Source organism: Thermochromatium tepidum ATCC 43061, from assembly GCF_009664085.1.
GTDB lineage: Bacteria > Pseudomonadota > Gammaproteobacteria > Chromatiales > Chromatiaceae > Thermochromatium > Thermochromatium tepidum.
The window spans coordinates 1,774,201-1,786,149 of record NZ_CP039268.1; the positions used below are offsets into that span (position 1 = coordinate 1,774,201).

Consider the following 11,949-nt stretch of genomic DNA (forward strand, 5'->3'; position numbering starts at 1 on the left):
GGTGCGCGGTGCAAAGATCCAGCATGCGTTCAGTCTTCATCACGCGACGGCGGCACCAAGACCTCGCGGTTACCGTTGGTCTCGGCCGGGCCGACAATGCCGATACGCTCCATCTCCTCGACCAAGCGCGCGGCGCGGTTGTAGCCGATCTTGAGCTTGCGCTGCACCCCTGAGATCGAGGCGCGCCGGCTCTCGACCACGAATTGAACCGCCTCGTCGAACAAGGGATCCATCTCCTCGGTATCGCCGCCGCGCGGCTCGGGATCGATGCCGGGTAACATCTCGGTCGGCTCACGCAGGACGTCGTGGATATAGTCTGGCTCGCCGTACTGTTCCTTGAGGAACTCGACCACGCGATGGACCTCGTGGTCATCGACGAAGGCCCCATGCACCCGATGGGGGATATTGCCGCCGGGGGGCAGATAGAGCATATCGCCGTGACCGAGCAGCTGCTCGGCGCCCATCTGATCAAGGATGGTGCGCGAGTCGACGCGCGAAGAGACCTGAAAGGCGATGCGCGTCGGGATGTTGGCCTTGATCAGACCTGTGAGCACATCGACCGATGGACGCTGGGTGGCGAGCAGCAGATGGATGCCCGAGGCACGCGCCTTCTGGGCCAGGCGCGCGATGAGCTCCTCGACCTTCTTGCCAACCACCATCATCATGTCGGCCAGCTCATCGATGACGACGACGATATAGGGCAGATGCTGGAGACTGGGTACCTCGCTACCATCGGCTGGCAGATCCTCGGGCTTGACGGTCGGATCCGGGATCGGCGTGCCCGCTGCCTCGGCCTCGGCGATCCGTTGATTGTAGCCGCCGATGTTGCGTACCCCGAGCTTGGCCATGAGCTTATAGCGACGCTCCATCTCGCCGACACACCAACGCAGCGCATTGGCCGCCTCCTTCATGTCGGTGACGACCGGCGTCAACAGATGCGGAATACCCTCATAGACTGAGAGCTCGAGCATCTTGGGATCGACCATGATCAGGCGCACGTCCTCTGGGCCAGATTTGTAGAGCAGGCTCAGGATCATGACATTGATCGCCACCGATTTGCCCGAGCCCGTGGTGCCGGCGATCAGTGCATGGGGCATGCGTGCCAGATCCGCGACCACCGGGAGACCGGAGATGTTGGTCCCCAAGCCGATCGTGAGCGGCGAACTGGCGTCCTGATAGGAGGGCGAGTCGAGGATCTCGCGCAGAAAGACCATCTCGCGCTCGCGGTTGGGGATCTCAATGCCGATGAAGGGTTTGCCCGGGATGATCTCGACCACGCGCACGCTGACCACTGTCAGGGCACGGGCCAGATCGCGCGCCAGACCCGTGATCTTGCTGGCCTTGATGCCGGGGGCGAGCTGGAGTTCGAACATGGTGACCACCGGACCCGGATAGACCGCGACCACCTGGGCCTCGACACCGAAGTCGGCCAGATTGGCCTCGACCTGACGCGAGAGTTCTTCGATTTGCTCCTCGGAATAACCGCGTCCGCTCTTGCGCGGGACTTCGAGCAGGTTCAGCGGGGGGCGTGACTTGACCCCAGTCTTTGCAGCACCCGCAGGCGCGGCGGAGCGGGTGAATTTCTGGAAGAAACCGCGTTTTTCCTCGGGCGCGCGCTTCGTCTCTGTCTCGGCAGACACCGGGGGCGGCGTTTTGCCGAGTTCGCGGCTGACGGGAATGCGATCGTGGCGCGCTTCATTCGGGACGACCTGTGCCCTTGGCTCTGCCGCTGGCTTGACGCTCTGTGCATCATCGGTGGCAGCGAACGCAAAGGGTTCTGGATCGGTTAACAGCGCCTGGACCTCGGGAGGCAAATGCAGCGGTGGACGCCGGGTGCGTGCAAAGCGATACGACGCCTCGTCCAACATGGACTGGGCATCGTCCGGATCGATCAGTCCGAGACCACGCGGCAAACCCACCGGATAACGCCGAGCAGACCGACCCGACTCAGGCCGGCGCGGGATTGGGTGGTGCAAGTACCGCCCGGCGACCGCCAACACCTGGAGCACGCCAGCCCCGATCATGTCGATCAATCTGAGCCAGGAGATGCCAAAAAAGAGGCTCAGACTGACGAGGAGTGTCCCGAGCAGCAAGAGGTTGGCACCCATGACGCCAAAGCCTTCGAGCAGGCGTTCGCTGACCAGCAGGCCGGTCCCACCGCCGGCACCATTGGGCAGATAATCGCCTTGAACGGTCAGATTGACCGAGGCGAAACCGCAACCCGCGATCAAGGTGACGAGAAAGCCGATCCAGCGCAGCGAGAGCATCCAGGTCTTGACCCCTGCATCCTCTCCCCGGCCACGAAAGAGCAACCAGGCGCTCCAGGCAAGCATGAATGGAAGCAGATAGGCGAGATAGCCGAAGAGATAGAGTGCAGCATCGGCAAACCAAGCCCCGGCTCGGCCACCGGCATTCGTGACCCGCATCTCGTTGCCGACATAGGACCAACCTGGATCCTGGGGTGAATAACTGAGCAGCGAGAGCGCGAGATAGATAGACGCGCACATGAGCACCCAAAGACCACCCTCGCGCAGCGCGCGCTCGACATGATCAGTGAATGTCAGTTGCCCGTAACGTGTTGCCTGTCCCATGCGCCTCTCCAAAATATTCCAGCGCATTATAGCTTTACGGGGGATTTTTCGCGCGATTTCACGGACATCAGCACCCGCGGGCGCGGGCTACTTAAGCGCCCGCGGGCTACTAATTTGGAGTAAAGCCGGCCCGCCTTATCTGGATGGACCGGGTAAATCAGGTTGAGCGGCGCCTCAGCTCGGCGTCACGTTCTCGGCCTGTGGGCCCTTGGGGCCTTGGGTCACCTCCATGGTCACCCGCTGCCCCTCAGCCAGCGTCTTGCGGCCCGAACCATTGATTGCGCTGTAATGCACGAAGACGTCCTTGCCGCCCTCGCGCTCGATGAACCCGTAGCCTTTTTCGTCGTTGAACCACTTGACCTTACCGGAAATCAATTCGCCTGCCATAACAACCTCATCGATAAAAACGCACCAACCAGGGTTGGTATTGAATGACCTGCCTTCGGCGCAAAGGCAGTGCCACGACCACTCGCGTTGGAGCGGAATCCTTACATTGGGCCCACTCGCCGCTCGATCGAATCAGTCCTTTTGATCGTTCGATCGCTCATAGGCCAGCCTTCTCCGTTCGCCGTAAGCCATATGCCAGTTAACGGCTGGGTCGCTCGGGATTCAGGATGAATCCACCGCCACACCGAGATACGGTCCTCGCCTGGCAGACCAGCTGGTACGCGATGGTGCTTTGGGACGAGGAGGGCACGGATAACGAAGGAAGTTTGTAGATGGCAGTCGACGCGGAGTTCAAGCGGTCACAACTGGGTCATAGGATCAAAAAACCAAGGTCAATGACGGCCCATACCCCTGTCAATTCAGCCTCGGATGAAGCGATCAGGTGATGATTGCGGTTTCATCACACCGCGGCACATGCCGGTGCCGCTCGTCATTGGGTCGGATTATACCCAAGAATCCGTGGGTGCAAAGCTGGATCTGCGACTCGACCAGACCCAGGACACCTTACCCGACTCGGGTGCGACCCCGGCGCGCCCCGCGACGCGCCGGGCTTCGGATCAGGAACCGAGCAGGCTACGCAGCATCCAGGCGTTCTTTTCGTGGACCTGCATGCGCTGGGTCAGTAGGTCGGCGCTCGGCTGGTCGTGGGCCTCCTCGACCAGCGGAAAGACCGAGCGGGCCGTGCGCACCACGGTCTCCTGCCCGGCCACGAGCCGGCGGATCATCTCCTCGGCATCTGGCGCATCGTCCTCCTCCGGGATCTCGGTGAGTGCGGCATAGGCCTTGTAGGAACCAGGTGCCGGATGGCCGAGGGCGCGGATGCGTTCGGCGATCAGGTCCACGGCCAGCGCCAGCTCGGTGTACTGGGTCTCGAACATCAGGTGGAGCGTGTTGAACATCGGACCCGTGACGTTCCAGTGATAGTTGTGCGTCTTGAGATAGAGGGTATAGGTATCGGCCAGGAGCTTGGACAGTCCGGCGGCGATGGCCGCACGGTCGGACTCCGAGATCCCGATGTCGATGGGCATGGGTTTGGTCATGGTCTTGCTCTCCTTGGGTTGAGTCATGGATTCAAGTCGCTGGGATCAGGCGATGAACGGTTCAATCGCTTCGGATGGGCGACGGCTCGCACGGATCCAGTCCCAGGTCTTTTCGTGCACAAAATAGGCAACCGTATTGACCGCCGGCTCCACCAGGGCCAGGGCACCGCCGATGACGACGCTTCCGGTCATGAGATAGGCGACGGTGAAGGCGACGGTCATATGGACGACGCCGAAGGTCAGGGTCTTGGTCATGGTCGCTTTCTCCCTTTGGGTGTCGGAAGAGAGTCTAGGGTCTGGATCGCCAAAAACAAAATCGATTGTTACTAAGATCGCGATCGATTTTGACCATCGTCAAGGGGCTGCACCGCGACCCCGGGCTGGACACAATGACAACAGACGCGTCGCGTCGTACCCAAACGGGTCTCGACCGGGGAGTGGTGGCGACAGACCGCGATCGCCTCGGAACAGCGCGGGTGGAAGTGACAACCTGAGGGCGGACGGCGCGGCGAGGGCATGTCGCCGTCGAGCCGGATGACGGGGCGGCGCTGCCCGGGATCGACCACGGGCACCGCCGAGAGCAGCGCCCGGGTGTAGGGGTGACACGGGTCGTCGAGGACCTCGGTGACCCGGCCATGCTCGACCACCCGTCCCAGATACATCACCGCGACCTCGTGGGCCAGATAGGACACGACCGAGAGGTCATGGGTGATGAAGAGATAGGCCAATCCGAGCCGTCCCTGCAGATCCTTGAGCAGATTGAGGATCTGGGCCTGGACCGAGACATCGAGCGCACTGGTCGGCTCGTCGCAGATGAGGATGCGCGGCTCGACGGCCAAGGCGCGGGCGATGCAGATACGCTGGCGCTGCCCGCCCGAGAACTCATGCGGATAGCGGTTGGCCGATCCGGGATCCAGACCGACCAGCTCGAGCAGTTCGGCCACCCGGCGCATCCGCTCCGCCCGCCTGGGCGCGAGCCCCAGTGACTGGAGCCCCTCGCCGACGATGTCACCGACCAGCATGCGCGGATTCATGGAGGCGAAGGGATCCTGGAAGACGATCTGCAAGTCCTTGCGGAATGGGCGCAGGCGCCGATGGCTCAGGCCGATGAGCTCCTGACTGCGATAGCGCACCGAGCCGCCGGTCGGGGGGACGAGTTGCAGAAGCGCCTTGCCGGCGGTGGTCTTGCCGCAGCCGGATTCGCCGACCAAAGCGAGTGTGCGTCCGGCATAGAGGTCGAGCGAGACACCATCGACCGCGCGGACGTAACCAACGACACGGCGCAGCACGCCCTGGTGAATGGGGAAATAGACTTGGAGTCCGCGCACGGTCAGGAGCGGGACCTGGGGCGTTTGAACTGTATCCTCGTCCGACTGGGTCGGCAGGGGTGCCTTTGGGTCAGCCGGGTGCACCGCGGTCGCCGGACCAGAGGTCTCGGCGAGATGACAGCGTACCCCCCTCCCCTCAACGAGTACCTGCCATTCCGGAACCTCCAGACGACAGCGCTCGATGGCCGCCGGGCACCGTTCGACGAAGCGACACCCCTGGAACTGAGCGCCCAGGGGTGGCACCCGGCCCGGGATCACCGCCAACCGTCTGCCGCGCTTGCTTGCCTCGGGCAGGCTCTCCAGCAGATGACGGCTGTAAGGGTGGAGCGGACGCTTGAAGAACTCGGACACAGGCGCGGTCTCGACGATCTGACCGGCATACATCACGGCTAGGCGGTTGGCGGTCTCGGCCACCACCCCTAAGTCATGGGTGATCAGGAGCACCGCCAGGCTATTCGTCGCCTGGATCCTCTTTAGCAGCTGCAGGACCTGGGCCTGGATGGTGACATCGAGCGCTGTCGTCGGCTCATCGGCGATCAGGAGCCTCGGGTTGCCAGCCAGGGCCATGGCGATCATGACCCGCTGTTTCATCCCGCCCGAGAGCTGATGTGGATACTCGTTCAGACGTTGCTCGGGGTCGGGGATGCCGACGGCGCGCAGGAGCTCGACCACCCGCTCGGTCTCGCGTCCTCGGCGCACATCGCCCTGATGTAGCCGCACCGCCTCGCCGATCTGGGTGGCGATGGTCAGCACCGGATTGAGCGCGGTCTGAGGCTCCTGGAAGATCATGGCCATCCGGCCACCGCGTACCTGGCGCATCTCAGCCTCGGTCAGGGTCAGGAGCTCGGTCCCTTCGAGCCGCACCGAACCGGCCTTGATCCGCCCGGACGGGGGCAGCAGACGCATCAGCGACAGCGCCGTCATCGACTTGCCGCAGCCCGACTCACCGAGGAGCGCCAGGGTCTCACCGGCACGGATGTCGAGCGTCAGACCATCGACCACAAGCGCCGGTCGAGTCGGATCGCCGAGTTCGGTCGTCAGTCCTGAGACCTGTAGGATCGGCTCGACCATCGGCTCATACCCCGCTCAGGCGCGGATCAAAGGCATCGCGTACCACATCGGCGAACAGATTCGCCGCCAGAACCAGGGTGAACATGAACAGAAATGCCGCTGCCAGCGACCACCAGACGATCGGTTCACGCGCGAGCTCGAGTCGGGCACTGTTGATCATGTTGCCCCAGGAATTCATGGTCGGATCGACGCCGATATTGACATAGGATAAGACCGCCTCGGCCAGTACCAGCCCGCTGAAATCGAGCACCAGGGTGATGAGCACGATGTGCATGACATTGGGCAGGATGTGGCGAAGGATGATGGTGAAGTGACCGACCCCCAGGGCCTGGGCGGCCAGGACATAGTCGATCTCGCGCAGCTTGAGCGCCTCGCCGCGCAACAGCCGGCACAGCCCGGTCCAACTGGTCACACCCAGGATCAGACACAGAAACAGCAGGCGCAGATCGGCGCGCTCGACTGAGCTTGCGAACGCCTCGGCGTGGTTGCTCATATAGACCTGGAGCATCAGGGTGGCCGCCGCGATCAGGAGCACGCCCGGGATCGAGTTGAGGGTGGTGTAGAGATACTGGATGACGTCATCGACCCAACCGCCGAAATAACCGGCCATGATCCCGAGCAGGATCGCCGCTGGGAGCATGACGAGCGTGGTCAGGGTGCCGATCAGCAGCCCGGTGCGGATGCTCTTGAGCGCCTGATAGAGCACGTCCTCCCCGACCTTGTCGGTGCCGAACACATGGTACTCGAGCGCCAGCTCGCCGATGACGCAGGCCAGGATCAGGATAAGGGCCAGGGTGCCGAGCGCCGTGCGCCAAGGGATCGGGCTTTGCCCCCTGAGGACCTGGTCGCAAACGGCGTCGAAGGGCTGCCCATGACGACGCGCCAGCCACCCGATCAGACCGGCAGCCACCAGCATCCATAGGCCCAACCCCTTGATTCCTCCCAGCAGCGAACGCCAGGCGATATCCCAGACCCGATCGCGCTCAGGGTCGGCCAGATGGGCACCGCCGTATTGCAGGCGCGGATAGGCGCGGGTCACCCTCCCATCGGGCTGATCGATCGCCTCCTTGGCGTGGAGATGGGTGGCGAAGGGCGCTGAATAGGTCTTCTCCTGGCGTTCGCGCAGTCCGCTCAGGGCGAGATCGAGCAGACTCAGCACCTCGGGCGCATAGCGCACCTCGCCCGACCCGTCCGCTTGCTCGAGCCTGAGCTTGAAGTGCAGGGTATCCAGCAACCCGACCCCGGCATAGGCCGCGAGCACCACCAGGCTCGCCACCCCGATCCGCGAGCGCACCACCCGGCGCCAGGGGGCGCGCAGATGCTCGTGACGTACCACCCAGACGGCAAACAGGGCCATGACGACCAGCAGCAGAAAGACCAGGGCATCGGTCCAGAGGACGACGGGGATCAGCGGCATGACGAGGGCTTACTCCTCATTGCAGCCTGACGCGCGGATCGGCCAGGGTATAGGAGATGTCGGTCAGGATCAGCCCCAGGATATAGAGCACGGCGCCGAGGAAGACCATGGCGCGCACGATGGCGAAGTCCTGATTGTTGATGGCATCGATGGTATAGCTGCCGAGTCCTGGGATGCCGAAGAAGGATTCGGTGATCAGACTCCCCATGAACAGCAGCGGCAGAATCACCACCACCCCGGTCAGGATCGGGATGAGTGCATTGCGCAGCACATGCCGAAACAGCACCACCCCTTCGCTCAGCCCCTTGGCGCGTGCGGTGCGTACATAGTCGCGCTCGATCTCTTCTAGGAAGAGCGTGCGATACCAGCGCGTCCCAGAGCCGATCCCGGAGACGACCCCGACGATCACCGGCAGGATCAGGAACCTCCAGGCATCGAGCCCCTGGTCATAGCCCGAGATCGGCACCAGATGCCAGAGCTTGCCGATCAAAAACTGCCCGCCGATGATGTAAAACAGCCCCGAGATCGACATCATGGCCACCAGCACGACCCGGCTCCCCAGATCGATATAGGTAGCACGGAAAAAGACGATGAACAGCGCCATGCTGATGTTGAATACCAGCCCGATCAGTAGCACCGGGAGCGCGATCGCCAGACTCGGCCACATGCGCTGCGCGATGTCATAGCCGATATCGCGCCCGGCATCCGAGGCGCCGAACTGGAATGCAAACAGCTTGAGCGATTTTTGGAAGAAGATGGTATCGGTCAGGCGCGCCAGGCCCTCGGCCTCGGCGTTGTAGAGTAAGGGCCGATCATAGCCGCGCTCGGCCTTCCAGGCCCGGATCGCCTCCGCGGTCACACGCTTCTGACCCAGATGCAGGCGCGCCATGTCGTCCGGCGAGTTGACGACGAAGAACAGTACGAAGGTCAGTAGATTGACCCCGATCAGGATCGGGATGGCATAGACCAAGCGGCGCAGGATATAAGCAGTCACAGGGCGGTACTCCGTTCACGCCGACGCACCATCCACCAGGCCGGCAGTATCAACAGCACCAGCCCCCCGCCAGCGACCCCCAGCGGCCAGAGGATGGGACGATTCCAGTCGCGCCGCGCGGCCTGGCGCTGCACGGGGTCGAGACGCCGGTATTTGAGGGTGTTGTTGGCCATCTGGTTGGGATGCGCGTTGAACAGCCAGCGATGATGCAGGCTGAATGACTTGGGATGGAAGCCCCAGACCCAGGGGGCGTCGCGCCGCGCGATCTCGACCAGTTGGTCGATGAGCGCCTGACGCTCGGGGCCGTCTTCCATGTATTTCATCGCATCGAACAGGCGGTCAAACTCGGGGTTGGCATAGTTGGCCGCGTTCTCGCCCTGGTGCTCGACCTTGCCGTTGGGGCCATAGAGCAGGAACAGGAAGTTCTCGGGATCCGGGTAATCGGCGTTCCAGCCCCACATGAACACCTGTCCGGTGCCGTTGCGGATCTTCTCCTGAAAACGGTTGTAGTCAGTCGAGCGGATGACCAGCTCGATGCCGAGCTTGGCAAACTGCTTGCGGATCCAGTTCAGACGCGCGCGGTCATCGGGGCCAGCGGCCACGGCCTCGTAGTTGAGACTGAGCGCGCGCCCGGTCTCGCGATCGATGCCATTCGGATAGCCGGCCTGTTCCATCAAGCGCTGTGCCTCAGTGAGGCTGCGCCGCTTGGGCCGTCCGTCGCGCCAGGTATAAACATAGGGATTGATGCCGGCCTCGCCCTCGCGATGACCGAAGATGCCGGGCGGCAGCGGGCCTTGCGCCACCAGGCCGCGCCCATTGGTAAAGATCGAGATGAATTCCTCGAAGTCGACCGCGATCGAGATCGCCCGGCGCAACAGACGTGCGCGCTCCGAGTCGCCACCGATCACCGGGTCGAGCATGTTGAAGCCCATGTAGAAGATCGATGGCTCAACCGAGGTCAGCAGTGAAATACCGCGCTCGCGCATGACCTCAGTCAGCATCGGCTCACCCGAGGCCTCGATCTGGATCGCCTGATCGAAGGCATCCGACGCGATCCCGGAGGCGTCATAGTAGCCCTGGAGGAATTTGGTCCAGCGCGGGATGTCCTCCTTTTCCAGACTGTAGATGGCACGCTCAATGAAGGGGAGTGGACGACCGGCGTCGTTCAGGATGCCCGAATCCAGATCCTCGGGCATACACTCGGTTGGATAGGTCTCACCGTGGAAGTTGGGGTTGCGTTCCAGCACCAGGCGTCGGTTGGGGTCGTTCTCCGTCAACATATAGGGCCCGGTACCGACCGGATACCAATCGAGCGTGATGTTGCGCTCGGCCAGACCGGGTTGGGCGTAAAAGACATCGGCCTCCCAGGGCAGGGGCGCAAAGAAGGGCATGGCGAGCCAATACAGGAACTGCGGATACTTGCCTTCGAGACGGATGCGCAGCGTATAGCGATCAAGCACCTCGACGCCACTGAGATTCGCCTGACGCAGGGCCGCGGCCCGCTTTAGGGCGTGGGCCGACTCCAGCCCCGCGAGTTGGTCGGCCAATTCAGCAAACCCCCGGATATGCTCGCGCATCAGACCAGCCAGCGGCGAATGCGTCCAGGGCGCGGCCAGGCGTTTGATCTGATACGCGAAATCCTCGGCGGTCAGCTCACGGGTGCCGGTCTCTTTGAAGTCGGCCAGCCGATGGATCCCCTTGAGCCCCTCCGGACTCAGGCTGTGATAGCGATAACGCCCGTCTTGGGTGCGCGCAAAGGCCGGATGCGGCTGGAACCGGATGCCCGGTTGAATACGGATCAGATAGTCACTGTGGTCGATGGACGCGACCGGCGCATCCTTGGGCAGCGGGTTGCCCTCAGCGTCGAAATAGCGCGGTTCGGGTACCTCGGATGCCGACAAGGGGACCAAACGATAGGGTCTGAGCAAAAAGTGATATTGCAACGGCGGCTCATAGATCTGCGCCAGGAAGGTGTATTCGTCGGCGCTGTAGGAACGCGCCGGGTCCAGATGCTTGGGCCGCTCGGCAAAGGAGCTGTAATAGATGTTGGCCGTGGCGTCTGCCGCTGGATAGGGATTGTTCCAGGCCGATTCACCGCAACCGACCAGCGCGAGCACCAACAGCCCGAGCATTGCACTCCATGATGGTGTGATCCGGTCGCGCACGTCCGCCCTACCCTTTCGCCAGATGACAAGATTGGGTACTGTTACAACCCTGGTCTGGGGTGTCAACGGGCACCACGCCGCTTCATCCGTTCACCTAAAGCTACAGAGACAACACACCCATGGGTTTCCTAGAAGGCAAGAAGATCCTGATCACCGGCGTGGCGAGCAACCGCTCCATCGCCTGGGGCTGCGCGGAGGCGATGTATCGTCAGGGTGCCGAGATCGCCCTCACCTACCAGAACGACAAGCTCAAGCCGCGGGTCGAGGAGATGGCACACCAGTGCGGCTCGGACCTCGTGCTGCCGCTCGACGTGGCCCAGGATGCCGAGATCGAGGCCCTCTTCAAGGCGCTTGGCGAGCACTGGGATGGGCTCGACGGCATCGTGCATTCGATCGCCTTCGCCCCGCGCGATCAGCTAGAGGGCGACTATATCGACGCCGTCACCCGTGAGGGCTTCACCATCGCCCACGAGATCAGTTCCTACAGCTTCGCGGCCTTGGCCAAGGCCGGACGGGGCATGATGGAAGGACGCAACGGCGCGCTCGTCACCATGACCTATCTGGGCGCGGTGCGCGCGGTGCCAAATTACAATGTCATGGGCGTGGCCAAGGCGAGCCTGGAGGCCAATGTCCGCTATCTGGCCGCCTCACTCGGCCCGCATGGCACGCGGGTGAATGCCATCTCGGCTGGCCCGATCCGCACCCTGGCTGCCTCTGGCATCTCGAACTTCCGCGAGATGCTCAAGCAAGTCGAGGAACGCACCCCATTGCGGCGCAACGTCACCATCGAGGAGGTCGGCAATGCCGCCGCCTTCCTGTGCTCGGACCTGGCCTCAGGCATCACCGGCGACATCCTCTATGTCGACACCGGTTACAACATTCTCGGGCTAGGCTGA

General features: G+C 63.0%; 9 protein-coding genes. 1 reads left to right on the top strand and 8 read right to left on the bottom strand.

The features are described 5' to 3' along the window. Positions 1-29 precede the first annotated feature (29 nt). From E6P07_RS08040 to E6P07_RS08075, 8 genes are all read right to left on the bottom strand, one after another. Entirely contained in the window at positions 30-2,591 is a 2,562-nt protein-coding gene (locus tag E6P07_RS08040; RefSeq protein ID WP_153975130.1) for a DNA translocase FtsK, read from the bottom strand. Positions 2,592-2,765: 174 nt separating this feature from the next. Further along, a complete protein-coding gene (locus tag E6P07_RS08045) occupies positions 2,766-2,978 on the bottom strand; it encodes a cold-shock protein (protein WP_153975131.1) in 213 nt (70 codons plus the stop codon). Between the two features lie 617 nt (positions 2,979-3,595). Next, positions 3,596-4,078 (bottom strand): Dps family protein, encoded by a 483-nt coding sequence (locus E6P07_RS08050; protein ID WP_246172789.1) that lies wholly within the window; start codon positions 4,076-4,078, stop codon positions 3,596-3,598. 45 nt (positions 4,079-4,123) lie between these two features. Continuing rightward, entirely contained in the window at positions 4,124-4,333 is a 210-nt protein-coding gene (locus E6P07_RS08055; RefSeq protein WP_153975132.1) for a DUF2061 domain-containing protein, read from the bottom strand. A 71-nt stretch (positions 4,334-4,404) separates the two neighbouring features. Further along, the gene (locus E6P07_RS08060) at positions 4,405-6,477 is read right to left on the bottom strand and encodes an ABC transporter ATP-binding protein (RefSeq protein ID WP_153975133.1); all 2,073 of its coding nucleotides are present in this window, start codon (positions 6,475-6,477) and stop codon (positions 4,405-4,407) included. A gap of 4 nt (positions 6,478-6,481) precedes the next feature. Continuing rightward, complete coding sequence (locus E6P07_RS08065; protein ID WP_153975134.1) at positions 6,482-7,894, bottom strand: ABC transporter permease; 1,413 nt, start codon at positions 7,892-7,894, stop codon at positions 6,482-6,484. 16 nt (positions 7,895-7,910) lie between these two features. Next, on the bottom strand, positions 7,911-8,888 hold the full coding sequence (locus E6P07_RS08070) for an ABC transporter permease (RefSeq protein WP_153975135.1): 978 nt from the start codon (positions 8,886-8,888) through the stop codon (positions 7,911-7,913). Further along, positions 8,885-11,020 (bottom strand): ABC transporter substrate-binding protein, encoded by a 2,136-nt coding sequence (locus E6P07_RS08075; RefSeq protein ID WP_153975136.1) that lies wholly within the window; start codon positions 11,018-11,020, stop codon positions 8,885-8,887. The genes E6P07_RS08070 and E6P07_RS08075 overlap by 4 nt, the downstream gene beginning before the upstream one ends. Before the next feature lie 152 nt (positions 11,021-11,172). Between E6P07_RS08075 and E6P07_RS08080 the strand changes: the two genes are divergently transcribed. Next, positions 11,173-11,949, top strand: coding sequence for an enoyl-ACP reductase FabI (locus E6P07_RS08080; protein WP_153975137.1), 777 nt, complete (start codon positions 11,173-11,175; stop codon positions 11,947-11,949).